The 23,041-nt window shown below is 68.7% G+C and carries 22 protein-coding genes (1 of these 22 cut by a window edge); 16 read left to right on the top strand and 6 right to left on the bottom strand.

The window, feature by feature from the left end; genetic code table 11:
• The first annotated feature begins 7 nt into the window (after positions 1-7).
• The gene (locus AC4GYU_RS02990) at positions 8-1,597 is read left to right on the top strand and encodes a cisplatin damage response ATP-dependent DNA ligase (protein WP_491085416.1); all 1,590 of its coding nucleotides are present in this window, start codon (positions 8-10) and stop codon (positions 1,595-1,597) included.
• On the opposite strand, the gene AC4GYU_RS02985 is transcribed toward AC4GYU_RS02990, so the two are convergent.
• Both AC4GYU_RS02985 and AC4GYU_RS02980 read right to left on the bottom strand, forming a co-directional pair.
• Positions 1,594-2,112, bottom strand: coding sequence for a GNAT family N-acetyltransferase (locus AC4GYU_RS02985; protein ID WP_491085415.1), 519 nt, complete (start codon positions 2,110-2,112; stop codon positions 1,594-1,596). The two genes, AC4GYU_RS02990 and AC4GYU_RS02985, sit on opposite strands and share 4 nt — an antisense overlap.
• Positions 2,102-3,007: an isoaspartyl peptidase/L-asparaginase family protein gene (locus AC4GYU_RS02980; RefSeq protein WP_491085414.1), complete on the bottom strand. Its 906-nt coding sequence runs from the start codon at positions 3,005-3,007 to the stop codon at positions 2,102-2,104. The genes AC4GYU_RS02985 and AC4GYU_RS02980 overlap by 11 nt, the downstream gene beginning before the upstream one ends.
• An 80-nt stretch (positions 3,008-3,087) precedes the next feature.
• On the opposite strand from AC4GYU_RS02980, the gene AC4GYU_RS02975 reads away from it, so the two are divergent.
• From AC4GYU_RS02975 to AC4GYU_RS02960, 4 genes are read left to right on the top strand one after another with little or no spacing between them, the layout of a single operon-like run.
• Complete coding sequence (locus AC4GYU_RS02975; protein WP_491085413.1) at positions 3,088-3,999, top strand: SPFH domain-containing protein; 912 nt, start codon at positions 3,088-3,090, stop codon at positions 3,997-3,999.
• Between the two features lie 4 nt (positions 4,000-4,003).
• On the top strand, positions 4,004-4,207 hold the full coding sequence (locus tag AC4GYU_RS02970) for a type II toxin-antitoxin system antitoxin (protein WP_491085412.1): 204 nt from the start codon (positions 4,004-4,006) through the stop codon (positions 4,205-4,207).
• Positions 4,200-4,448 carry a hypothetical protein gene (locus tag AC4GYU_RS02965; RefSeq protein ID WP_491085411.1) on the top strand — a complete coding sequence of 83 codons (249 nt, stop codon included), beginning with the start codon at positions 4,200-4,202 and terminating at the stop codon, positions 4,446-4,448. Before AC4GYU_RS02970 ends, AC4GYU_RS02965 begins: the two co-directional genes overlap by 8 nt.
• Before the next feature lie 5 nt (positions 4,449-4,453).
• Positions 4,454-5,386 carry an alpha/beta hydrolase gene (locus tag AC4GYU_RS02960; RefSeq protein WP_491085410.1) on the top strand — a complete coding sequence of 311 codons (933 nt, stop codon included), beginning with the start codon at positions 4,454-4,456 and terminating at the stop codon, positions 5,384-5,386.
• Here AC4GYU_RS02960 and AC4GYU_RS02955 read toward each other — a convergent pair.
• Positions 5,383-6,276 (bottom strand): S1/P1 nuclease, encoded by an 894-nt coding sequence (locus AC4GYU_RS02955; RefSeq protein WP_491085409.1) that lies wholly within the window; start codon positions 6,274-6,276, stop codon positions 5,383-5,385. The genes AC4GYU_RS02960 and AC4GYU_RS02955 overlap by 4 nt on opposite strands.
• A gap of 78 nt (positions 6,277-6,354) precedes the next feature.
• Between AC4GYU_RS02955 and ispG the strand changes: the two genes are divergently transcribed.
• The 4 genes from ispG to AC4GYU_RS02935 are packed head-to-tail and all read left to right on the top strand — an operon-like array spanning position 6,355 to position 9,378.
• Positions 6,355-7,491 (top strand): flavodoxin-dependent (E)-4-hydroxy-3-methylbut-2-enyl-diphosphate synthase, encoded by a 1,137-nt coding sequence (ispG, locus tag AC4GYU_RS02950; RefSeq protein WP_491086867.1) that lies wholly within the window; start codon positions 6,355-6,357, stop codon positions 7,489-7,491.
• Between the two features lie 37 nt (positions 7,492-7,528).
• Positions 7,529-8,104 carry a retropepsin-like aspartic protease family protein gene (locus AC4GYU_RS02945; protein WP_491085408.1) on the top strand — a complete coding sequence of 192 codons (576 nt, stop codon included), beginning with the start codon at positions 7,529-7,531 and terminating at the stop codon, positions 8,102-8,104.
• 48 nt (positions 8,105-8,152) lie between these two features.
• Positions 8,153-9,064 (top strand): DMT family transporter, encoded by a 912-nt coding sequence (locus tag AC4GYU_RS02940; RefSeq protein ID WP_491085407.1) that lies wholly within the window; start codon positions 8,153-8,155, stop codon positions 9,062-9,064.
• On the top strand, positions 9,064-9,378 hold the full coding sequence (locus tag AC4GYU_RS02935) for a DMT family transporter (RefSeq protein ID WP_491085406.1): 315 nt from the start codon (positions 9,064-9,066) through the stop codon (positions 9,376-9,378). The genes AC4GYU_RS02940 and AC4GYU_RS02935 overlap by 1 nt, the downstream gene beginning before the upstream one ends.
• Here the strand turns inward: AC4GYU_RS02935 and AC4GYU_RS02930 are convergent.
• Positions 9,368-10,996, bottom strand: coding sequence for an amidase (locus tag AC4GYU_RS02930; RefSeq protein WP_491085405.1), 1,629 nt, complete (start codon positions 10,994-10,996; stop codon positions 9,368-9,370). The genes AC4GYU_RS02935 and AC4GYU_RS02930 overlap by 11 nt on opposite strands.
• Positions 10,997-11,100: 104 nt before the next feature.
• On the opposite strand from AC4GYU_RS02930, the gene AC4GYU_RS02925 reads away from it, so the two are divergent.
• On the top strand, positions 11,101-13,662 hold the full coding sequence (locus tag AC4GYU_RS02925) for a TonB-dependent receptor plug domain-containing protein (RefSeq protein ID WP_491085404.1): 2,562 nt from the start codon (positions 11,101-11,103) through the stop codon (positions 13,660-13,662).
• 6 nt (positions 13,663-13,668) lie between these two features.
• Here the strand turns inward: AC4GYU_RS02925 and ppa are convergent, their stop codons facing one another.
• Both ppa and AC4GYU_RS02915 read right to left on the bottom strand, forming a co-directional pair.
• Positions 13,669-14,205, bottom strand: coding sequence for an inorganic diphosphatase (gene ppa / locus AC4GYU_RS02920; protein WP_491085403.1), 537 nt, complete (start codon positions 14,203-14,205; stop codon positions 13,669-13,671).
• A complete protein-coding gene (locus AC4GYU_RS02915) occupies positions 14,202-16,115 on the bottom strand; it encodes a M61 family metallopeptidase (RefSeq protein ID WP_491085402.1) in 1,914 nt (637 codons plus the stop codon). The genes ppa and AC4GYU_RS02915 overlap by 4 nt, the downstream gene beginning before the upstream one ends.
• A 53-nt stretch (positions 16,116-16,168) precedes the next feature.
• On the opposite strand from AC4GYU_RS02915, the gene hisS reads away from it, so the two are divergent.
• The 6 genes from hisS to AC4GYU_RS02885 all read left to right on the top strand — a co-directional run.
• Complete coding sequence (gene hisS / locus AC4GYU_RS02910; protein WP_491085401.1) at positions 16,169-17,416, top strand: histidine--tRNA ligase; 1,248 nt, start codon at positions 16,169-16,171, stop codon at positions 17,414-17,416.
• Positions 17,413-18,492 carry a peptide chain release factor 1 gene (prfA, locus tag AC4GYU_RS02905; protein WP_491085400.1) on the top strand — a complete coding sequence of 360 codons (1,080 nt, stop codon included), beginning with the start codon at positions 17,413-17,415 and terminating at the stop codon, positions 18,490-18,492. Before hisS ends, prfA begins: the two co-directional genes overlap by 4 nt.
• Positions 18,489-19,319: a peptide chain release factor N(5)-glutamine methyltransferase gene (gene prmC, locus AC4GYU_RS02900; protein WP_491085399.1), complete on the top strand. Its 831-nt coding sequence runs from the start codon at positions 18,489-18,491 to the stop codon at positions 19,317-19,319. Before prfA ends, prmC begins: the two co-directional genes overlap by 4 nt.
• Positions 19,320-19,537: 218 nt before the next feature.
• Positions 19,538-20,194, top strand: a complete 657-nt coding sequence (locus AC4GYU_RS02895) for a DUF4167 domain-containing protein (RefSeq protein ID WP_491085398.1) — start codon at positions 19,538-19,540, stop codon at positions 20,192-20,194.
• 112 nt (positions 20,195-20,306) lie between these two features.
• Entirely contained in the window at positions 20,307-21,698 is a 1,392-nt protein-coding gene (locus tag AC4GYU_RS02890) for a DUF4139 domain-containing protein (RefSeq protein ID WP_491085397.1), read from the top strand.
• A gap of 16 nt (positions 21,699-21,714) precedes the next feature.
• Positions 21,715-23,041, top strand: partial view of a DUF4139 domain-containing protein gene (locus AC4GYU_RS02885; RefSeq protein ID WP_491085396.1) — the 5' portion only. The gene runs 179 nt beyond the window's last position; the window shows 1,327 of its 1,506 coding nt (coding positions 1-1,327); it begins with the start codon at positions 21,715-21,717; its stop codon lies beyond the right edge, outside the window.

Here is a 23,041-nt window from a genome sequence, read left to right as displayed (position 1 = left end):
GGGGGCGATGCGCGCTTTCTCGCAGCTCCTCGATGCGCTCGTCTACACGCGCTCCCGGTTGGCCAAGCTCAAGCTGATCGGCGACTATCTCCAGCGCACTCCCGATCCCGATCGCGGCTATGCGCTGGCGGCGCTCACCGGAACGCTCGACATCCCGCATGTGAAGGGCGCGGTGATCCGCGCGCTCGCCTCGGAGCGAGTCGATCCGCTGCTGCTCCGGATGAGCCACAATTATGTCGGCGACCTGGCCGAGACCGTGTCCCTGCTGTGGCCCGCGCCCGAAGGCGATTATGACGACGGGACGATCACCATCACCGAGGCGGTGGAGCGGCTGCGCGGGGCGAGCCGATCGGACGCGCCGGCGGTGCTGAGCGCGATGCTCGATCATCTCGATGCCTCGGGGCGATTCGCGTTGCTCAAGCTGGCGACGGGCGAGCTTCGGGTCGGGATCAATGCGCGCAACGCCAAGCAGGCCTTCGCCGATGCGTTCGAGGTCGACGTCGAGGCGGTCGAGGAGGTCTGGCACGGGCTGAAGCCGCCCTATCTCGAACTGTTCGCCTGGGGCGAGGGGCGGGGCGAGCAGCCGACCGCGCGCGACGTGCCGGTGTTCCGGCCGTTCATGCTCGCGCATCCGCTGGAAGATGCCGAGCTCGACCTCGACGCCTATGCGGCCGAATGGAAATGGGACGGGATCCGGCTCCAGCTGGTCCATGCCGGGGGCGAGACGCGGCTCTACAGCCGGACCGGGGACGACGTGACCCGGAGCTTTCCCGAGGTCGCCGAGGCGCTGCAGGTCCCGGCGGTGCTCGACGGGGAATTGCTGGTCCGCGGAGCGGGCCAGGGGCTCGACGAACATGGCGGGTCGGCGGCGAGCTTCAACGCGCTGCAGCAACGGCTCGGGCGCAAGGTCGTCAGCGCCAAGATGCGCGACGAATTCCCCGCCTTCGTTCGGCTCTACGATTTGTTGTTCGACGGCGAGGAGGATCTGCGCGCGCTTCCGTGGGAGGAACGGCGGGCGAGGCTCGAGGGGTTCATGGGCCGGCTCGATCCGACGCGCTTCGACCTGTCGCAGCTGATCGAGGCGGAGGATTTCGCGGCGCTGGCTGAGATCCGCTCGGGCGCGCGCGATGCGGCGATCGAGGGGATGATGCTGAAGCGCCGCGACGCGCCTTATGTCTCGGGACGGCGCGTGGGCCTGTGGTACAAATGGAAGCGCGACCCGCTGACCGCCGACTGCGTGGTCATGTATGCCCAGCGCGGATCGGGCAAACGGTCGAGCTTCTATTCGGATTTCACCTTCGGCTGCTGGGCCGAGGACGGCGAGCTGCTGCCGGTCGGCAAGGCTTATATGGGCTTCACCGACGAGGAGCTGAAATGGCTCGACCGGTTCGTCCGGCGCAACACCGTCAACCGGTTCGGGCCGGTGCGCGAGGTCGAGAAGAGCCTGGTGTTCGAGGTAGCGTTCGATTCGATCCACCTCAGCAAGCGCCACCGCTCGGGGCTGGCGATGCGCTTCCCGCGGATCGCGCGGATCCGTAAGGACAAGCCCGCCCACGAGGCGGACAAGGTCGCGACCCTGCTCGGGATGGTGACCTAGAGCGCTTTCTCGAGGACGACGAATTCGAGGTCGTCGACCACCGCGCCCGCCTGCGGCCATTCGGCATAGGGAAAGGGGCGGCGCTCGCCGGTCGGGCGGTAGCCACGTCGGTCATAGAAGGCGAGGAGCTCGCGGCGGCGGTCGAAGACCTGCATTTCCATCCGGTCGGCATGGAGGGCGGAACGGGCATGGTCCTCGGCCGCGGCGAGGAGGCGCTTGCCCATGCCGCTGCCCTGAAGCGCGGGATCGACCGTCAGCATGCCAAGATAGACGCGGCCTTCGCCTTTCTCCCACAGGAGGACGCAGGCACGGATGGTCCCGTCCTCGCGCGCGACGAGAAGGTGGCGGGCGGGATCGGCGATGATCTCGGCCAGTTCCTCGGGGCTGGTGCGGGGTCCGGTCAGGAGGTCGGCTTCGTGGCTCCAGCCGGCACGCGCGCTGTCGCCGCGATAGGCGCGCTCGACGAGCGCCTTGAGAACCGGGATGTCGTCGGGGGTCGCTTCCTCAAGCGTCATGGACCGCAATCTCCCTCGGGGACGACGCGCTGGCCTTGCCGCGGTACATGCCGCGGGTGGTGAAGCCCCAGGCCGCCTCGCCGCTAGGCGCGACGGCGATAAGGCCGCCCTTGCCGCCGAGCGCGGCGACGTCGGCGAGGGTGGCGTCGACCGCTTCCTGTAATTGCTGGCCGCCGAGCCGCATCCGGGCACCCACCTCGTGCGCGGCGGCGGCACGGATGAAGAGTTCGCCAGCGCCGGTGCAGCTGATCGCGCAGGAGCGGTCGTCGGCATAGGTCCCGCAGCCGACCAGCGGCGAATCGCCGATCCGACCCCATTTCTTGGCGGTGAGGCCACCGGTCGAGGTGGCGGCCGCGACCCGGCCGCCGGTATCGACGGCCACCGCGCCGACGGTGCCATATTTGACGTCGAGGTCGAAACCGGCGCCGCTCTCGATCACCTTGCGCAACGCGTCGCGGCGGGCGGCGATCTCGAACCAGCCGGGCTCGACCTGCTCGAGACCCTGTTCGCGGGCGAATTCCTCGGCGCCCGGATAGGAGAGAAAGACGTGGGGGCTCGCCTCCATCACGGCGCGGGCGGCGCTGATCGGGTGGCGGATGGTGCGCAGGCCCGCGACCGCGCCGGCATGGCGGTCGCGCCCATCCATGATCGCGGCGTCGAGTTCGATCTCGCCCGCGGCATTGAGGACGCTGCCGCGCCCGGCATTGAAGGCAGAATCGTCCTCAAGGACGCGCACGGCGGCCTCGACCGCGTCGACCGCACTGCCGCCCCCGGCAAGCACGCGCTCGCCCGCGTCGAGCGCGGCGGAAAGGCCGGCGCGGCCCGCGGCCTCTTCGTCGGCGCTGAGCTGAAGCGCGCCGCAGCCGCCGTGGATCACCAGGGACCAGTTCGTCATGGCCCCGCCCTTGCCGCATCGCGGTGGCTTGCGCAACGCGAGCAAAAGATATAAATATGATACCAGATTAGGAGGCATTCATGTCTGAACAGGGGATCGTCAATCTGTCTGCCAGCCGCGAGCGGCCGGCGGCTACCATGAGCGGCTATGTCATGCTGCTCGTCCTGCTCGTGGTCATCGCGGTGCAGCTCTTCAGCATCGCGCGGATCGCAGGGGGCGACGGGGAGGGCGTTAATCCGCTCGACGCCGTGGGGATCGTGGTCGCGCCGATCCTGATCGTGCTGATCCTGTGCGGCTTCTATATGCTCCAGCCCAACCAGGCGGCGGCGATCACGCTGTTCGGCTCCTATCGCGGGACCGACCGGGCGACGGGCCTTCGCTGGGTGCTCCCGTGGGAGATGCGCCGCAAGGTTTCGGTCCGCGCCAACAACTTCATCTCCGAGAAGATCAAGGTGAACGACCAGCGCGGCAACCCGATCGAGATTGCCGCGCAGATCGTCTGGCGCGTGGTGGACACCGCGCAGGCGCTGTTCGACGTCGACGATTACAAGGCCTTCGTCACGGTCCAGGTCGAGGCGGCGATCCGCACGGTCGGGGCGCGCTACCCTTATGACGATTTCGAGCACCATGACGTCACGCTGCGCAGTCATCATGACGAGGTCGGCGGCGAGCTTCGCCAGGAGCTGAATGCGCGGCTGGCGGTCGCCGGGATCACGGTCGACGAATGCGGCTTCACCCACCTCGCCTATGCGCAGGAGATTGCCGGCGCGATGCTCCGCCGGCAGCAGGCGCAGGCCGTGGTCGCCGCGCGCAAGACCCTGGTCGAGGGCGCGGTCGGCATGGTCGAGATGGCGCTCGAGCAGCTTTCGGCGAAGAATGTGGTCGAACTCGACGATGAGCGGCGCGCAGCGATGGTCTCGAACCTGATGGTGGTGCTGTGCGGCGAGCGTGACACCCAGCCCGTCGTCAACACCGGCTCGCTCTACCAGTAGGACGATGGCGGAGCGGAAGGCCTTCCCGCTGCGGATCGACCCGGACCTGTGGGCCGCGGTCGAGCGCTGCGCCACGGCCAATCTCCGCTCCGCCAATGCCGAAGTCGAATGCCTGTTGCGCGAGGCGCTGAAAGCGCGTGGTGTGCGCCTGTCGGATCCGCGTCCGGTGCGGCGCGGGCGCCCACCCAAGGAGAGTGGCGATGAGTGAGCGTCCCGAATGGTTCGCGCCCAAGCGTTATGGCTTTGGAGCAGGATTGCCGATCCGCTGGCAGGGCTGGGCCGTCGCCGCCGCTTTCCTCGCGATCGTCCTGTCGCTGGCGCGGTTTCTGGAAGATTCGCAGCCGCTGGTGATGGGCTCGCTGGTGCTGCTCTCCACGCTCGTTTTCCTGGTGATTACCGCAAGAACCACCCGCGGCGGCTGGCGCTGGCGCTGGGGCAGTGAGGAGTAAGGCCGATGTTGATGACCGTCTTTGCCGCCGCCGCGATCGCGGCCGCCTCGCCCAAGGTCAGCGAAGTGACCGCGCCGGGTCCGCAGGGCGTGCTGGCGGGGACGATGATCGACGCCGGTAAGGGCGCGCCGATCCTGCTGATCGTGCCGGGGTCGGGGCCGACCGACCGCGACGGGAATAGTCCACTTGGCATCACGGCGGCCGGCAATCGGCTGCTTGCGGAAGGTCTCGCCGCCAGGGGCGTTTCCTCGGTCCGCATCGACAAGCGCGGCATGTTCGGAAGCAAGGCCGCGATTGCCGACGCCAACCAGGTGACGATCGCCGGTTATGCGAAGGACGTCGGCGCCTGGGTCGGTGCGATCCGCACGCGGACCGGCGCGAAGTGCGTCTGGGTGGCGGGGCATAGCGAGGGAAGCCTGGTCGCGCTCGCCGCGGCGCAGAGGCCTGCCGGGATTTGCGGCGTGGTCAGCATCTCGGGCCCGGGGCGCAAACTTGGTGACGTCATGCGCGCGCAGTTCCGGGCCAATCCCGCCAACGCGCCGATTCTCGATCCTGCGCTGAACGCGATCACCGCGCTGGAGCAGGGACGCGACGTGCCGGTCGCCGACCTGCCCGGCCCGCTTTCAATGGTGTTCGCGCCGCAGGTGCAAGGTTATCTGAAAACGCTGCTGCCGATGGATCCGGCGCGGCTGGCGGCATCGCTGACGGTTCCCCTGCTGATCGTGCAGGGCGAGACCGACCTCCAGACCGGGGTCGCCGATGCTGCGACGCTGGCAAGCGCGCAGCCCAAGGCGAAACTGATGGTGCTCGAGGGCGTCAATCACGTCCTCAAGGCCGCGCCGCTTGATCGCGCCGCCAACCTTGCGACCTATTCCGATCCCAGCCTGCCGGTCGCCCCGGCCGTGATCGAGGCGATTGCGCGCTTCGTGAAGCCCTAGTTGGCGGCGGGCTTCTTCTGCCCGGGCGCGAGCCCGCGGAGAAGCGCGTCGTCGAGCATTCGCGCGAGGCGAAGGCCGCCCGCGGTCACCTGACGGCGGACCGGCGGGATCAGGGCCTGGAGCTTGGCTTCGGTGAGGACGGGGCGCTCGTCCTTGTCGAGCTTCCGGCAGGGATCGCCGAGCAGCCCCGCATAGGCGAGGGTGCGGCTGTTCTCCCAGGCGTCACGGCTCCAGTCCTCGACCGTACCGCCGGCAAGCTTCGCCTTGTCGGCCGCGCTGAGGCCGCCGATAAGGCCCTTCACGCCGCCCGGCGGGGTGGTGACCGCGCGCTCGGGAATCCAGCCATCCCAGATGCCGTGGAGATTGGTGCGGCCGGCAACGACGCCATAGGTCACCGGGACCTGGTTGCCGCCGAGGTCGCCGCGATCGCCGCCGTGCATCGGCTGCGCGAGGTCGCCGACGAAATGGGCGAGATAGGCCAGCGCCATCACACGCTCACGGACAGGAAGCTTCTTGTCGGCGAGGAGCCGGGCGTTGCGCTCGATCTGGGACGAGACGCAATTGCCGTCCTTGCACGCTTCCTTGAGGCTGAAAGGCTTGCAGACGTTGACGTTCTGATAGTGCCAGCTCGACTGGTAGCTGAAGCGGTCGCCGAGCGGCTTGATGCAGTCGGCCCAGACCGCCGCGTCCTCGAGGGTGCGGGTCGGGCATTCGGGCGTCTCGAGCCGGCTGCCTTCCTTGAGCAATGCCTGGATCCGCGCGCGGGTGGCGGGCTGAACCTCGGCCAAGGCGATCGATGCCACCAGCCGGTGGGTATATTCCCAGTAAGCGGGGGCGGGCGTGGCGGCTGTCAGCGCAAGCAGCGCTGCCATGAAGCGGAGTTTCGGCACGCCTTGGCCTCTAGCGCCCGTGACCTCCGAGGCAAGTGCTGCCTTGGCGCTGTCATGCCGCCCCTCTATATGGGCGCCATGTCCGCAATCCGCCCGTGGCGCCACATCGAGCGCCGGAAATGCCGTCAGATCATGGTCGGCAACGTCCCCGTCGGCGGAGATGCGCCGATCACCGTCCAGACGATGACCAATACGCCGACCGCCGACGCGCGGGCGACGATCGACCAGATTCGTCGCTGCGAGGAGGCCGGGGCCGACATCATCCGCGTGTCCTGCCCGGACGTCGAAAGCACCACCGCGCTGAAGGAGATCGTTCGGGCGGCGCAGGTGCCGATCGTCGCCGACATCCATTTCCACTACAAGCGGGCGCTCGAGGCGGCCGATGCCGGCGCGGCCTGCCTTCGAATCAACCCGGGCAACATCGGCTCGTCCGAGCGGGTCGCCGAAGTGGTCCGCGCGGCCAAGGCCAATGGCTGCGCGATCCGGATCGGGGTCAATGCCGGAAGCCTCGAGAAGGATTTGCTCGAGAAATATGGCGAGCCCTGCCCGGAGGCACTGGTCGAGAGCGCGCTCGACCATATCCGGCTGCTCGAGGAGCATGACTTCCGCGAATATAAGGTGGCGGTGAAGGCGAGCGACGTGTTTCTCGCGGTCGCGGCCTACCAGGACCTCGCCAGCCAGGTCGATTGTCCGCTGCATCTCGGGATCACCGAGGCGGGCGGGCTGATCGGCGGCACGGTGAAGAGCTCGATCGGCCTCGGCATGCTGCTGTGGAGCGGGATCGGCGACACCATCCGCGTCTCGCTCTCGGCCGAGCCCGAGGAAGAGGTGCGGGTCGGCTATCACCTGCTGAAGGCGCTCGGGATCCGCAACCGCGGGGTCCGGGTGGTGTCCTGCCCGTCCTGCGCGCGCCAGGGCTTCGACGTCATCCGCACGGTCGAGAAGCTCGAGGAGCGGCTCCAGCATATCCGCACGCCGATGAGCCTCTCGGTGCTCGGCTGCGTGGTGAACGGCCCTGGCGAGGCGCGGGAGACCGACATCGGGATCACCGGTGGCGGCAACGGCCGGCACATGGTCTATCTGTCGGGCGTGACCGACCACCATGTCCAGGACGAGGGCATGATCGATCACATCGTCGCGCTGGTCGAGGCCAAGGCGGCCGAGATCGAGGCGGCGAATGCCGCGACCGAGCCCGCGCTCGACGGGGCCGAATAGGAACCACTTCTTTACCGTGCCCGCGTAAGCGGGTGCGATGACCCGTGCGATCATCGTCATCGTGATCATCGCGACCTTCATCGGCGCCATGATGCCGGGCCGATCCAAATTGGCCGCCGAAGCCGAACCGGCGCCGAAGGCTCGGCCGTGGTTCGACGAGGACGGTGGCACCGCGACCGGGTCGGGCGGCGGCTCGCAGGGCTGGGGCTCGAGCAGCAGCAGCAGCGGATCGAGCAGCGGCAGTTCGAGCGCGAGCGAGGTTCGGCTGACCCGGCGCGCGAACGGGCATTTCTATGCCGATGTCGCGGTCAACGGGACCATCGTCGAATTCATGATCGACACCGGGGCGACGGGTATCGCGATGACCGAACGCGACGCGCGCCGCGCCAATGTCGACCTCGACCGGAGCGGGCGGACCTATGTCGGCGAAGGCGCTGGCGGCGCTTTGTCGGGGCAGATCGTGCAGCTCGAGAGCGTCAAGCTCGGCAGCCGCAACGCGCGCTACATGGGCGCGGTCGTGATCGACGGCGCGAGCACCAATCTCCTCGGGCAGAGTTTCCTCAGCCAGTTTACCGAAGTCACCGTCCGCGGCGACGTGATGACGCTGCGCTAGGCGGTCCCGGGCTTGCCAAGGCGGCCCGGCCCCTTCAGGTCGGCGCGAATGGCGGCCCAGCGACACCTTCTCCCCTTTGCCGCCGCTGCGCTCGGGATCGCGCTCTTCGCCGGCATGGACACTGCGATGAAGGGGCTGGCCCTCGCGCTCGGCTCATTCGTCGCGATGCTCTGGCGCCAGGCATTCGGCGTGATCCTGTCGGCGCCTTTCTACCTCCTGCGGCGGACCGAGTGGCCGAGCCGGGCAGCCTTCCGTTTCCACGTCATGCGCGGTGCGGTCGGCGCGGCCATGGCGGTGACATGGTTCTACGGGCTCGCGCGCCTGCCGATGGCCGAAGCGATCGCGCTGAGCTTCGTCGCGCCGCTCATTGCCCTCTACCTCGCGGCGGCGATGCTCAAGGAGAAGATCAGCCGGCGCAGCATTGCGGCCAGCCTGCTCGGCCTCGCCGGCATGATCGTGCTGGTCGCGGCGCGGCTTGGTTCGGGCGGCGAGCGGCACCTCGACGGGGTCGCGGCAATCTTCTTCTCGGCGCTGCTCTATGCCTGGAACCTCATCCTGATGCGCCAGCAGAGCCAGGTCGCGGGACCGGCCGAAGTGGCCTTCTTCCAGACGCTGATCTCGGGCCTCTGGCTGCTGCTCTTCCTGCCCGTCGCGCTGATTCTGAAGCCGTCACTGGGGCTGTGGCCAGAGGGCGGGCAGTGGCCGATGCTGGCGCTGTCGGCGGCGCTCGCGATCACCAGCCTCGCGCTATTGAGCTGGGCCTACCGGCGGGCCGAAGCGCAGGCACTGGTGCCGATCGAATATAGCGCCTTCGTCTGGGCGGCGATCCTAGGCGCGATCTTCTATGCGGAGGTGCTGACGGTCAGCACCGTGGCCGGGGCGGCGCTGATCGTCGGAGGCTGCCTGCTCGCAAGCTGGCGCCCGCGGCACGCCTCACCAGTGGTCGAAGGGACGATCTGATGGCCTGGTTCCTGCTCATCCTCGGCGGCTTCTTCGAGGTCGGCTTCACCACTTCGCTGCGGTTCGTCGATGGGTTCCGCAACCTTCCCTGGACGATCGCCTTCCTGGTCAGCGTCACCCTGTCGATGGGGCTGCTCGAGCGGGCGGCGCGCGATATCCCGATGGGCACGGCCTATGCCGTGTGGGGCGGGATCGGCGCGATCGGAACCGTGGTGGTGGGCATGGCCTTCTTCGACGAGCCGACCACCACGATCCGGGTGCTGCTGATCCTCCTGATCGTCGCCGCGATCGCGGGACTGAAGCTTACCGCCTGATCGCCTGCCGTTCGAGCGCGGGCGCGTATTCGGGCGCAGCCTCGATGCTCGACAGGAAACGCGGCCGAGCCAGCGGGCCGCGGGCAAGCTCATAGGCGTTGCCGAGCGCGAGCAGCTTTCCGTCAGACCAGCGCGGCCCGACGAAGCTGAGGCCCACGGGAAGTCCGCGCAGCAGCCCCATCGGAACCGTGAGGTGCGGATAGCCAGCGACGGCGGCCATCGACCCGATCGCATTGCCGCCGGGCGAGACGTCGCCGTTGACGACATCGATCTTCCACGCCGCTGGCCGGGTCGGGAAGACGATCGCCACCGCCTTGTTGTTCTTGAGCAGCCGGTCGAGATCCTTGCTGGCGAGCCTGAGGCTGTCGGCTCGCGCCTTCGTGTAGGCGGGGTCGGCAAGGCCCTTGGTCTTTTCGGCCATCTCGAAGATTTCCTGACCGAACAGCGGCATCTCCGCGGCGGCTTCGGCCTTGTCGAAGGCGATGACGTCGGCAAGGGTCCGGACCGGCAATTGCGCGGGGCTGCTCGCGAGATAGGCATTGAGGCCGGCCTTGAACTCGGTGAGGAGCACCTGGAACTCGGCCTCGCCGAAGTCACCCGACGGCTTGAACGCCTTGACCTCGACGATCTCGGCACCCGCTTCCCTGAGCCTGGCGACCGCGGCGTCGAACAGGGGATCGGTCCCGAAGCCCGCGGCAAAGCGGAGCGCGGCGATCCGCTGGCCCCTGAGCGCATCCGGCGAGAGGGCGGCGGTGAAATCCTGCCGGTGGGAATCGGCGTCCTTGCTGTCGCGGTCGGCCGGGTCGCTTCCGGCGATGGCGCTCAGCAGCTCGGCCGACTGGCGGACGGTGCGGGTCATCGGTCCGGCCGTGTCCTGCGATTCGCTGATCGGCACGATGTGGGTGCGGGGAACGAGACCGAGCGTCGGTTTGAGGCCGACCACGCCGTTCATGCTGGCCGGGCAGGTGATCGAGCCGTCGGTCTCGCTGCCGATGGCATAATCGACATAGCCCGCGGCCACCGCCGCGCCGCTGCCGCTCGAGCTGCCGCAGGTGTTGCGGTCGAGCGCATAGGGATTACGGGTCTGGCCACCGACGGCGCTCCAGCCCGAGATCGAATTTGTCGACCGGATGTTGGCCCATTCGCTGAGGTTGGTCTTTCCGAGGACCACCATGCCCGCCTGCCGGATGCGCGCAACGAGCGGTGCATCGCGACCGGTGTTGTTGGCCGCGAGGGCGAGACTGCCGGCGGTGGTCGGGAGTCCCGCCACCTCGACATTGTCCTTGATCAGGATGAGCTTGCCCCGAAGCGGGCCGGCCGGCGCCCGTGCGGCGCGTTCGGCCTGCGCTTCGGCGGTGGGATCAAGCGCGATCACCGCGCCGAGCGAGGGATCGCGATAGTCGATCCAGGTGCGCGCGGCGCGAACTGCGTCGACCGGCGAGAGGGTGTCGAGGGCCGGGGGATTGGTCGGGGGCGGCGCGGGCGGCAGCGGCGGAACGGTCGGCGGGACCATCATGGGGGCCGGGCCATCGTTCATGCCCGGACCTGGGGGCGGTGTCGTCGCACAGCCGCCGAGCAACAGAGCGGCGAGGGTCAGGATACGCGGGCCGTTGGTCAAGCGAGCACTCCCGTTGGTCGAAAGACGAGGTAGCAAGACATTTCAGGTTCAGCGCAGGCGCACAAGCCACCGGAACGATTAGCCGCCAACGGAATAGAGCCTGCATGACCCGTATCCTTCTTCTCGCCTCCGCCGCCTTCGTGGCGATGCCGGCTTTCGCCCAGGAAGCCCCCGTCACCCCGACCCAGCCTCAGGCGGTGCCCGCCGAGCCGGACCAGCCCGCCAGCGAGGAGGCGGAGGAAGAAGAAGTCGATCAGGAAGTCACCGTCACCGGCGCGCGGCCGCGTGGATCGGTCGTCGGCAACATCCCGGCCGAGAATGTGCTCGATTCGCGCGACATCCGCGCGACCGGCGCGACCAGCATCTCGGAACTGCTCGATTCGGTCGCGGCGCAGACGGGGAGCGCGCGCGGGCGCAGCAGCGGCCCGCCGGTGGTGCTGCTCAACGGGCAGCGCATCTCGGGCTTTCGCGAGCTTCGCGATCTTCCTCCCGAGGCGATCCAGCGGATGGAAATCCTGCCCGAGGAAGTCGCGCTCAAATATGGCTATGCCGCGGACCAGCGGGTGGTGAACATCGTGCTTCGCCGGCGCTTTAACTCGACTGCGGTCGAGGTCGGCGGAAAGGTCGCCACCGATGGCGGCTATGCGACCGCCAGGGCCGACATCGGCAAGCTCACCATCCGTGACAATACGCGGACCTCGGGCAATCTCCGGCTCGAGGGCAACAACCCGCTCTACGAGGAAGAGCGCGACATCCTCCGGCGCGATACGGTCACCGACCCGATCGACAGCCGCCCGTTTCGGACGCTCGTCGGGGCCGGCCAGTCGGCCCGTCTTTCCGGCACGCTCAGCCGGCCGGTCAGCAAGGATTTCAATGGGACGCTGACGGGCGAGGCCGAACGGCGCCGCGGGACCAGCGGACTGGGCCTGCTCGATGGCGACTTCCTCGGTCGGCGGACCAACAGCGACACGTTGGCGCTCGGCGGCTCGCTCAATGGGCAGAAGGGGCGCTGGCGCCTGTCCGCGACGGGCAATGCTGAGGCCGTGCGGAGCGAGGCGGACACCGAACTGACCGGCGATCTCAGCCGGTCGACTCGCACCTCGCTGTCGGTCGACGGGACCGCGACAGGGCCGCTTGCCAGCCTTCCCGCGGGGACGGCCAATGTCACGCTGAAGGTCGGCGCAAGCGCGCTCGGGATCGACAGCCGCAGCCGGCGGAGCGGCGTTTCCGCCGAGGCGGACCTCAACCGGCAGATCGTGGAGGGTTCGGCCAGCGTCGATCTTCCGCTAACCGACCGCGCCTCCTCGATCGGGCGACTGACGGCCAATGCCAATGGCGGCCTTCGGCGCCTCAGCGATTTCGGCACGTTGAGCTCGGTCGGGGCGGGGCTGAACTGGTCGCCGGCGGTGCGGCTCAACCTGCTGGCGAGCTGGACCCGCGAGGAAGGCGCGCCTTCGCTGCAGCAGCTCGGCGATCCGCTGCTCGAGACGAGCGGCGTTCCCTTCTTCGATGCGGTGCGCGGCGAGACGGTGGCGGTGACGACGCTGACCGGCGGCAATCCGGCGCTTGCCGCCGACCGCCGCAACGTCTTCAAGATCGGCGGCAACTGGCAGCCGCTGCAGGACCCCGACCTGCGGCTTCGGGCCGAGTTCGTCCGGCAGACGATCGACAATCCGCAGATCAGCTTCCCGGCCGTCACCCCGGCGCTGCAGGCGGCCTTCCCCGATCGCTTCCAGCGCGATTCGAGCGGGCGGCTGCTGAGCGTCGACCTGCGGCCGGTGAATGCCGACCGTTCGACCCGCAAGACGCTGCGCTGGGGGTTCGACTTCACCAAGAGCCTCAAGACCGAACGGCCGTCGGCGGCGACGATCAACCGGCTGGTCGAACGGGCACGGCAGCAGGGCCTGATCCCGCCGGGCGCGCGCCCGGTCGGCGAGCGTGGGCCGCAGGGCGAGGGTTCGCCTCCGCCGGCCCCGACGCCCGAGGGTGCGGCGCCTCCGCCTCCCCCCGGCGATGCGCCGCCGCCGCCGCGTGACGGTGCTGCGGCAGGGCCGGGTGCAGGCCCGGGTGGCGGCTTCAGGTTCGGCGGCGGTCGCGGTGGTGGCGGACCGTTCGGCGCAGGTGGCCGCGGCGGCCGGCTTACGCTGTCGGCGACCCATACGCTGACCTTCGAGGACAAGCTCGTGATCGGGCCGGGCCTGCCCGACATCGACTATCTGGATGGCGAGGCGTCGGGCTCGACCGGCGGGCGTCCGCGCCACCAGGTCGAGGTCGAGGGCGGCTATTACAACAATGGGATCGGCCTCAGGGTGTCGGCCGACTGGCGCAGCGCCACCCGAGTCGCGACCGGCGGCGAGGACCTGCGCTTCTCGCCCTATACGACCTTCGATCTGCGGCTGTTCGCCAATCTCGGCGAGCGGCTCGACCTCGTCACCAAGGTCCCGTTCCTGCGGGGAAGCACGGTCCGGCTCGAGGTGAACAACCTTTTCAACGCGCGGCCCGAAGTGCGTGGGGGTGCCGGGTCGGCGATCCCGTTCGCCTATCAGCCCGACCGGCTCGAGCCGATCGGGCGGACGGTCGGGATCACCTTCCGCAAGCTGTTCGTGCCGCTGCGCTTCATCCAGCGCGCGCGGCAGGGTCAGGGCGGCGGGCGCCCCGACGAGTAAGAGGTCCTAGAAGCCTTCGCGCTTGGCGCGCTCGAGGCCGTCGACAATCACCTTGGCGGCCTCGTCGCGACCACCCCAGCGACCGACGCGAGTCCACTTCTCCGGCTCGAGGTCCTTATAGTGGGTGAAGAAGTGCGCGATCTGATCGAACACGATCTTCGGCAGGTCCTCCCCCTCGCTGATCCCCTCGTAATAAGGGGTCGTCTTGACGTCGGGAACGGCGAGCAATTTCTCGTCGCCGCCGGCTTCGTCCTCGAGGAACAGCACCGCAACGGGACGCGCGCGGACGACGCAGCCGGGCATGAACGGCCAGCGGTTCATCACTAGGCAGTCGAGCGGATCGCCGTCCTCGCCCAGCGTGTGGGGGATGAAGCCGTAGTTAGCCGGATAGCGCATCGCGGTGTGCAGGATGCGATCGACGAAGATGGCGCCCGACTTCTTGTCGAGCTCATACTTCACCGGTTCGCCGCCGATCGGCACCTCGATGACGACATTGATATGTTCGGGCGGATTGCTGCCCGCCGGCACGAGATCTAGGTTCACTTTGGCTCCAGAAGGATATCGAGTGCGCCCTTGGTCTTTCCGACCTTGGTGAAGCGCGGATAACGCAGGCCGTCCGCATAAGGGATCGCAACCGTGCGGACGGCATTGCCGCGCTTGTAGGTCAGCCGGATAGGCGCGGTGGTGCCCTTGGCATCGCGAATGGCGTTGCGCAAGGCATCGTCCGAATAGGCGCGCTCGCCGATGGCCACCAATTCGTCGCCGGTCCGCAGCGCCGCGGCAAAGGCCGGGCTGCCCCATTTGACGCCGGTCAGCTTGCCGGCCTTGGCCGCGAAGCCGAGCGAATAGCTGACGTCGACATTGCCGCCGAGCGCCTCGCGGGCCTTCCAGGCCGAGGTCGGCTCGTCGGTGTAGGTGAGCTGGTAGCCCGAGCGGGTGAAGCCTTCGAGCGGCGCCCGCGGGCGGACCTGGTCGACCCGCTCGGCGAGGAAGGTCTTCCAGTCGTAGGGATAGACCTGGCCAAGCGTCGCGATGACGTCGTCGCGGGTGTAGGTGACCGTACCCCAGTCGCCGTCGCGGATGCCGAAGAAGGCCTTGGCGAAATCGTCCATGCCGCGCTTGTTCTTCGTCCCGCCGCGGATGATTGCGTCGGCCTCGAGCCAGATCAGCATGCCCTCGTTGTAATAATCCTCGGAGCGCTGGTAGCTGCCCCAGGGTTCGGGCGCGCGGTTCTGGATGATCGGATCGTTGGTGGTGTCGAGCAGCGGGCGCCAGGCCTTGCCCGGCTGGGTGTCGAGACCGGCCGCGGTCATCGCGAGGCGGTCGAGGATGTCCTGCTTCGAGCTCATGCCGCCACGCGCTTCGAGAACGGTGCCCCAGAATTGCGTCTGGCCCTCGTAGACCCAGAGCAGGCTGTTGCGCATCGGGGTCTGATAGTCGGGAGTGAAGAGGTCGGCGCCGCGACGGAACTTGCCGTCCCAACTATGCACGAACTCGTGCGGGAAGACGTTCCGGTCGTACATCCGCTTGTCGTATTCGGTGTAGTAGCCGAGCGAGGTGTCGATCTCGGTCGAGCGGTGATGCTCGAGGCCAATCCCCCCAAGCTCGTCGGTGACGGCGTTGAGGAAATCATAATGGTCGAAGTGGCGGGCGCCGAAGAGCTTGATCGCCTGGTCGACCATCGCGCGGTGCTTGGCGAGCACGTCGGCCGGGATCTTCAATTCCTCGGGTGCATCGGCGACGCTGTTGAGCGTCACGCCGTGGCCGAGGTCGTCCTTGCGGAAGTAGCGACCGGCGAAGACCGGCGAATCGACCAAAGTCTCGTAGGAGACGGTGCCGTAGCGGACGCGGTTGCCGGTGCCTTCGGCGGCCCCGTTCGGGCGGAGCGCGGTCGCGGCCTGCCAGCCGGCCGGAAGGACCAGCGTCGCCTCGACCGGGATCTGCCGGGTGTAATAGCCGGCCGGATAGAGCGAGACATTCTCCCACTGCACGTTGGTGATCGACGGGGTCATGACGATCCGACCCTGGTTGGGCTGGGTCGGCGAGACGAACTGGAAGCGCGCCTCGATCGCGCGGGTGCCGGCAGGAACGTTGACGCGGTAGCCGCTGGTCTCGACCGTGTCGCGAACCCAGGGAAGGATCGCGCCTTCGGCGGTTCGGATTTCGAGCCCGGCGAGCTTGTCGGGCTTCTGGTCGGGGCCGTGGGCGCCGGGGAGCCAGCGCGGAAGCAGCAGCACGAGGTCGCCAACACCGGCCACCGGGATCAGTTGGCGGACCTTCATGATCGCGCGGTCGCTGTCGGTGACGTCCACTTCCAGCCGCATCGTTCCCGGGTAGGGAATGTCGCGCGCCGCGGGCACGCTGTAGACGGGCGGAATGGCCGTCGGCGCGCTATTCTGCGCGAAGGCGGAGGTGGATGCGGCCAGCGCCGCGAGCAGGACCAAGTTACGCATCCCATCCGCCTAGCCATCGGGGCCGCCACCCGCTAGTGGCGGCGCGCAGATAAATGGCCCAGATTTCCACTCCCCAACCCATCCGCGGCATGCAGTCGCTCCTTGGCGAGGAAGCCGACCGCTTCGCGCATGTCGTCGCGACCTTCGACCGCGTCCGCCGGCTGTTCGGATTCAAGCGGGTCGAGCTGCCCGTGCTCGAGCCGACCGCGGTATTCGCCCGCTCGCTTGGCGAGACCACTGATGTCGTCTCGAAGGAGATGTACACGTTCGAGGATCGCTCGGGCGACAGCGTCACCATGCGGCCCGAATTCACCGCGGGGATCGCCCGCGCCTTCCTCACCGAGGGCTGGCAGCAATATGCGCCGCTCAAGGTCGCGACCCATGGGCCGGCCTTCCGCTACGAGCGGCCGCAGAAGGGGCGGTTCCGGCAATTCCACCAGCTTGACGCGGAGGTGCTCGGCGCGGCCGAGCCGCATGCGGACGTCGAGGTGCTGAGCTTCGCCGACCAGCTGCTTCGCGAGCTGGGCGTCGGCGGCAATGTCGTGTGCAAGCTCAACACGCTGGGCGATCCGGCGACGCGGGCGGCCTGGCGCGACGCGCTGCACGAGCATTTCGCCTCGCACCGCGCCGACCTCAGCGAGGACAGCCGCGACCGGCTCGACCGCAATCCGGTACGGATCCTCGACAGCAAGGCGCATGCCGACTGGCCAATCGTCGATTCGGCGCCGGTCATCGATGATTTCCTGACGCCGGAGGCGAGCGACTTCTTTGCCGCCGTCACGGCGGGGCTCGACGCCGCCGGAGTCACCTGGGAGCGCGCGCCGCGCCTCGTGCGCGGGCTCGATTATTATCGCCACACGGCGTTCGAGTTCATCACCGATGCGCTCGGCGCCCAAGGCACGGTGCTGGCCGGCGGCCGCTATGACGGACTGGTCGAAGCGCTGGGCGGTCCGCACACGCCGGCGATCGGCTGGGCTGCGGGGATCGAGCGGCTGAGTATGCTGATCGATGCGCCCGCGCCCGACCGGCCGCAGGCGGTACTGGTGCCGCTCGGCGAAGCGGCCGAGAAGGCTGCCATCGGGATCATCGCCGACCTTCGCCGACAGGGCCTCCAGGCCGACATGGCGTGGCGCGGCAACATGAAGAAGCGCATGGCCAAGGCTGCCTCGGCGGGTGCGCGCTTCGCGATCATCTTGGGCGAAAGCGAGCTCGAAAACCAAGTGGCGCAGGTCAAGGACCTCGCGAGCGGGGAGCAACGGGCGGTCGCGCTCGACATGCTCCATGCGGCCGTCGCCGAATGACGCAGATCTCCTCCGAGCGGATCGCACAGATCGAGCTGAAGCGGCAGGAATTGTCCGAGGCGATGGCCTCGGGCGACCTCGCGCCGGACGATTTCGTCCGGATGAGTAAGGAATATGCGCAGATCGAGCCCGTCGCCGCGGCGGCCCGGGAAGTCAGGCGCCTGCGGGCCGAGCGCGAGAGCCTCAGCCACATGACCCGCGACGGCGACGAGGAACTGCGCGCCATGGCGGCCGAGGAGCTTTCGCTGATCGAGCAGAAGCTGCCGGTCGCCGAGCGGGCGCTCGCGATCCAGCTGCTGCCGAAGGATTCGGCGGACGAGCGTGCGGCGATGCTCGAAGTGCGGGCTGGGACCGGCGGGGACGAGGCGGCCCTGTTCGCCGGGGACCTCCTGCGGATGTACCAGCGCTTCGCCGACGAGAATGGCTGGAAGTTCGAGCTGATCAGCGCGTCGCAGTCGGAAGTCGGCGGCTACAAGGAAGCCGTCGCCTCGATCGCCGGGGCCGGGGTGTTCGCGCGACTGAAGTTTGAGAGCGGCGTGCACCGCGTTCAGCGTGTCCCGGCAACCGAGAGCGGCGGGCGGATCCACACTTCGGCGGCGACGGTGGCGGTGCTCCCAGAGGCCGAGGATGTCGACGTGCAGATCGACGACAAGGACCTGCGGATCGACGTCTATCGTTCGAGCGGGCCCGGGGGGCAGTCGGTCAACACGACCGATAGCGCGGTCCGGATCACCCATCTGCCGACCGGGTTGGTTGTCATCCAGCAGGACGAGAAGAGCCAGCACAAGAACAAGGCCAAGGCCTTGAAGGTGCTCCGGACCCGGCTGTTCGAACTGGAGCGCGAGCGGCTCGCCAGCGAGCGGGCCGGCGCGCGCAAGTCGATGGTCGGATCGGGCGACCGCTCGGAGCGCATCCGGACCTACAATTTCCCGCAGGGCCGGGTCACCGACCATCGAATCAACCTGACGCTTCACAAGCTGCCAGAGATTCTCGAAGGCCCGGGGCTGAAGGAATTGACCGAAGCGCTGATCGCAGAAGACGAGGCCCAGCGCCTCGCCGGGCTCGAGGAGGCGTGAAGCCGGTCGAGCGGGCGCTGCACGACGCCGTGCGCCGCCTGCCCCCCTGCACCGATACGCCGCGGCTCGATGCCGAATTGCTGATGGCGCATGCGCTCGGGATCGAGCGCGACCAGCTCATCCTCAACCCGCCTGACGGGGCGATACCGACGGCCTTCGAGCATTTCCTGGCGCGACGCTGCGCGGGGGAGCCGGTGGCCTACATCACGGGCCGCCGCGCCTTCTGGAACATCGAATTGGAAGTCGGCCCCGGCGCGCTCATTCCGCGACCGGACAGCGAGACGCTCATCTCCGCGGCGATCGAGCATTTCGGCGATGGGCCCGGGCCGGTTCGGATCCTCGACCTCGGGACTGGGCCGGGGACGCTGCTGCTGGCGGCGCTCGATGTCTGGCCGAAGGCGACCGGGCTCGGGATCGACCGAAGCGAGGCGGCGCTGGCCTATGCGCAGCGCAATGCCGAGCGGCTCGGCCTTTCATCGCGCGCGAACTTTCGTGTCGGCGACTGGGCAGCGGGGCTGACGGAGACGTTCGATCTCCTCCTGTGCAATCCGCCTTATGTCGCGCGCGATGCCGAGCTAGGGCCGGGAGTGGCAGAGCACGAGCCCGCGGAGGCCCTGTTCGCCGGTGACGACGGGCTCGACGATTATCGCCGGCTCGCGCCCGAAATCGGCGCTTTGCTCTCGCCGGGGGGCTTCGCGGCGATCGAGATCGGGTTCGACCAGGCGAGAAGCGCCGCGGCGTTGTTTGCGGCGGAGGGCTTTGACCCCCTGGTGGCGAACGATCTCGCCGGCCGCCCCCGGGCACTGCTGCTGCAGGCACAGCGATAGGGGCTTGGAAAAGGCGCCCGCGCCCGCTACATCCATGACCAGCAGCGGTCCGCTACCCGAAGCCGACCGGTGCCACCCCCGACGAGATCGCCTGCTCCGCGCCACCGGCGCGACATCGACGACAGAGGGGACGGGCAGGCGAGCGGGTCGCTGTCCGGCTACGTTTCACGCGCTTCGAGGAAGTTTTCGGCGCTAGTGGTCAAGGAACTCAACGCTTGATGAACAATCGCCAGAACGGCCGCCGTCGCGGTCGTGGGGGTCAGCGTCCGCAGGGTCTCGGCGGCGGCGGTGGCGGCCAGGGCCGCGAGCAGCGCAGCCGTGGCAATGCCGCGCAGTTGCTCGAGAAGTACAAGAACATGGCTCGCGACGCGCAGCTCGCCGGCGACCGTGTGCAGACCGAATATTATCTCCAGTTCGCGGATCATTATTTCCGGGTGCTCAGCGAGACCCGGTCGCGGTTCGAGGACCAGCGTCCTTCGCGCGACGACGATGAGGATGAGGGTGACGACGAGCTGATCGACGGCGAGGGCGACGAGGAAGTCTCCGAGCGTCCCGAACGCCAGCCGCGGCAGGAGCGCTTCGAGCGCCGCGAGCGGCCGGAACGCGCAGAGCGCGCGGACCGTCCCGAGCGCGGCGAGCGGGCCGAGCGTCCGCGCCGCGAGCGCTTCGAGCGTCGTCCGGCGCGCGAGGACGAGGCGGTCGCTTCGGACGAGCAGCAGTCGCCCGGCATCGCCGACTTCCTGCCGCCCGCGATCGGGCCGGTTGGTGTCGATGCTGCCTCGACCGACGAGGCCGAAGAGGCGCCGCGCCCGCGTCGCCGCACGCGTCGTCCCCGTGCCGAGGACAATGACGGCGAGATCGCACCCGCGGCCTGAGCGAGCCTCGCGTTGCCCATAGGTGACGCGCGCGGCGCCAAGTCCGGCAGCGAGTTGACTTGAATGTAATAGTGTAACACGTTCCTTCTCCGAACAGGGAAGGAGCGTGTGCATGCGGCTGTTCTTGGCTCTTCTGGCGGCGTCGGCGAGCACCCTCGCTGCAGCACAGGCCGTCCCCGCGCCCGATTCGAGCGCGCAGGGCAACGTCGCGGTCACCATCTACAATAATGACCTCGCGCTGGTGCAGGACCGGCGCGAGCTGAGCTTGCCCGCCGGTCGCTCGCGGCAGGAGTTTCCCGACGTGTCCGCGCGGATCCGCGCCGAAACGGTCACGCTGACCGGAAGCGGGATCGGGATCATCGAGCAGAATTTCGATTATGACCTGCTGAGCCCGAGCGCGCTGATGCAAAAGGCGGTCGGCGAGACCATCACGCTCGTCCGGGTCAATCCCGCGACCGGCGCCGAGACCCGCGAGCGGGCGCGGGTGCTGGCGGCCAATGGCGGCGTGGTGCTGCAGATTGGGGAGCGGATCGAGGTGCTGCGCGATGACGGGCTCCCGGTCAGGGTCATCTTCGACAAGGTGCCGGAGGGCCTGCGCCCGCGCCCGACCCTGTCGGTCACGCTCGACGCGCCGAAAGGCGGGCGCCAGCCGGTCACGCTCACCTATCTGACGCCCGGACTGGGCTGGGACGCCGATTATGTCGCCCTGTTCGACGAGGCGGCGGGGCGGATGGACGTGCAGGGCTGGATCACGCTCCGCAACCAGAGCGGGACCGCCTATCGCAATGCCGACGTCGTGCTGGTCGCCGGAGCCGTCAACGGCGGCGATGACGATGGCAACGTTTATGGCGGGCGCCCGATTCGCCAGGCGGGAGTCGAAACGTCAGGCCGCGAGCGGATCGGCGACTTCTACCTCTATCCGCTGCGCGAACGGACGACGATCGCGCAGGCGCAGCAGAAGCAGGTGAGCTTCCTTGACGTCGCCGCGACACCGGCGCAGCGCGCTTATGAGTTTCGCAACGGCTGGCTGGCGACGTCCGAGCAGCCGATCAGCGTCAATTCGGTCCTCCGTTTCTCGACCGGCCGCGCGCAGGGGCTCGGCGACGCCCTGCCCGCCGGTACGGTCCGGGTTTACCAGCGCGACAGCCGGGGCACGCCGCAATTCGTCGGCGAATCGCGAATCGGGCACACGCCGATGGGCAGCGACCTCGGGCTGACCACAGGGCAGGCCTTCGACATCAAGGTCCAGTCGACGGTCGAGCAGAGGACGCGGGTCGGGGGGGACGGGACGCGCTGGCGGACCGCGATGCGCTACAAGCTGACGAACGCCTCGCCGCGCGCCGTGACGGTCGACCTCATCCAGAGCGGCCTGTGGGGCGACACGCGCATTGCCGCCGAAAGCCAGAAGAGCGAGCGCCGCTCGGCAAGCGATGCCCTGTGGCGTGTCGCGGTGCCGGCCAATGGCGAGGCGAGCGTCACGGCCACCTTCGACACGCGCTACTAGGGGCGCGGCGATGCGCATGCTTGCGCTTCTCTTGCTGGCGGGATCGACGGTGGCCGAAGCCGCCCCGGTCGCGGTGACCTCGGCGGCCCCCGAGCGGGTGGCGGTCACGGTCTATCGCGACCAGCAACGCGGCGATCGCCCGCTCCGGCGCGACTGGCTGAACGGCTATGCGCTGATCAGCGAGACCCGGACCATCGCCATCCCGGCGGGCGAATCGGAACTTCGGTTCGAAGGGGTGGCGAGTGGCATCATCCCGCGAAGTGCGATCGTCAGCGGCGTTCCGGAAGGACTGCTCGAGCGCAATCGCGATGCCTATCTGCTTTCGGCCGGAAGCCTGATCGACCGGATGCTCGGGCAGAGGGTGACGCTTCGCCGGACCGACCGGGCCAGCGGCAAGACGGTCGAGCAGGACGTCATCCTGCGCACGGGAAGCAATGGCGGCGTGGTTCTACAGACGGCGGGCGGCTTCGAGGCGCTGCGCTGCTCGGGACTGGCCGAGACGCTTACCTATTCATCGGTACCGCAGGGTCTGAGCGCCCGTCCGACGCTTTCGGTGAAAGTGCGAGCGCGTCAGGCCATCAGCGCGACCGTCACCCTATCCTATCTCGCGAGCGGGTTCGACTGGCAGGCCGACTATGTCGGGCTGCTGTCGGCGGACGGGCGCCGGCTCGACCTGCAGGCTTGGCTAACCTTGGCGAGCAACGATTCGACGAGCTTCAGGGCCGCGACGACGCAGGCCGTGGCGGGCCGGGTCAATCGCGAAGACGCCGACGTACCCGATGTCGAGGCGCCGCCGATCCGGCTGCGCTGCTGGCCGAGCGGTACGACCAGCGACGTTCCAGAGATCGAGCTTCCGCTCCCCGCACCGCCGCCGCCACCGCCGCCTCCTGCCATGATGGCCGCGCCGGTGGCGGTGATCGACGCCCAGGATATCGTGGTCACGGGATCAAAGATGATGAGCCAGCGAGAGCGGCTCGGCGATCTCCAGCTCTATCGGATCCCCGAGCCGGTCACGGTGGCTGCCAATGCGCAGAAGCAGGTCGGGTTGCTCGACCAGCCGGCCGTGAAGGTGCGCCCGGTCCACCGGTTCGTCTTCATGGCCGGGAGCGAGGAAAGCCTCGAGGCGCAGCTCGTCCTGCGCACCGACAACAAGACCGCGGAAGGCCTTGGGCTTCCACTTCCCGCGGGGCGGATCATCGTACTGCAGGAAGAGGCGGCGCGCCCGATCCTGACGGGCGAAGGGCAGATGGACGATCGCGCGGTCGGGGAGAAGGTCGAGATCGCGCTCAGCCGGACGCCAGGCGTCCGGGGCCGGCTGCGGGAGCTAGGCGAAAGCCGATACC

This window comes from Sphingomonas sp. SP2, assembly GCF_058313385.1.
This window is presented reverse-complemented; position numbering and strand designations above follow the sequence as displayed.

What these genes read in the sequence shown, in the direction of transcription:
- AC4GYU_RS02990 (WP_491085416.1), top strand. Translation starts at nt 8, where the DNA reads ATGCGCGCTTTCTCGCAGCTCCTCGATGCGCTCGTCTACACGCGCTCC.
- AC4GYU_RS02985 (WP_491085415.1), bottom strand. Translation starts at nt 2,112, where the DNA reads ATGACGCTTGAGGAAGCGACCCCCGACGACATCCCGGTTCTCAAGGCG.
- AC4GYU_RS02980 (WP_491085414.1), bottom strand. Translation starts at nt 3,007, where the DNA reads ATGACGAACTGGTCCCTGGTGATCCACGGCGGCTGCGGCGCGCTTCAG.
- AC4GYU_RS02975 (WP_491085413.1), top strand. Translation starts at nt 3,088, where the DNA reads ATGTCTGAACAGGGGATCGTCAATCTGTCTGCCAGCCGCGAGCGGCCG.
- AC4GYU_RS02970 (WP_491085412.1), top strand. Translation starts at nt 4,004, where the DNA reads ATGGCGGAGCGGAAGGCCTTCCCGCTGCGGATCGACCCGGACCTGTGG.
- AC4GYU_RS02965 (WP_491085411.1), top strand. Translation starts at nt 4,200, where the DNA reads ATGAGTGAGCGTCCCGAATGGTTCGCGCCCAAGCGTTATGGCTTTGGA.
- AC4GYU_RS02960 (WP_491085410.1), top strand. Translation starts at nt 4,454, where the DNA reads ATGTTGATGACCGTCTTTGCCGCCGCCGCGATCGCGGCCGCCTCGCCC.
- ispG (WP_491086867.1), top strand. Translation starts at nt 6,355, where the DNA reads ATGTCCGCAATCCGCCCGTGGCGCCACATCGAGCGCCGGAAATGCCGT.
- AC4GYU_RS02945 (WP_491085408.1), top strand. Translation starts at nt 7,529, where the DNA reads ATGACCCGTGCGATCATCGTCATCGTGATCATCGCGACCTTCATCGGC.
- AC4GYU_RS02940 (WP_491085407.1), top strand. Translation starts at nt 8,153, where the DNA reads ATGGCGGCCCAGCGACACCTTCTCCCCTTTGCCGCCGCTGCGCTCGGG.
- AC4GYU_RS02935 (WP_491085406.1), top strand. Translation starts at nt 9,064, where the DNA reads ATGGCCTGGTTCCTGCTCATCCTCGGCGGCTTCTTCGAGGTCGGCTTC.
- AC4GYU_RS02925 (WP_491085404.1), top strand. Translation starts at nt 11,101, where the DNA reads ATGACCCGTATCCTTCTTCTCGCCTCCGCCGCCTTCGTGGCGATGCCG.
- AC4GYU_RS02915 (WP_491085402.1), bottom strand. Translation starts at nt 16,115, where the DNA reads ATGCGTAACTTGGTCCTGCTCGCGGCGCTGGCCGCATCCACCTCCGCC.
- hisS (WP_491085401.1), top strand. Translation starts at nt 16,169, where the DNA reads ATGGCCCAGATTTCCACTCCCCAACCCATCCGCGGCATGCAGTCGCTC.
- prfA (WP_491085400.1), top strand. Translation starts at nt 17,413, where the DNA reads ATGACGCAGATCTCCTCCGAGCGGATCGCACAGATCGAGCTGAAGCGG.
- AC4GYU_RS02895 (WP_491085398.1), top strand. Translation starts at nt 19,538, where the DNA reads ATGAACAATCGCCAGAACGGCCGCCGTCGCGGTCGTGGGGGTCAGCGT.
- AC4GYU_RS02890 (WP_491085397.1), top strand. Translation starts at nt 20,307, where the DNA reads ATGCGGCTGTTCTTGGCTCTTCTGGCGGCGTCGGCGAGCACCCTCGCT.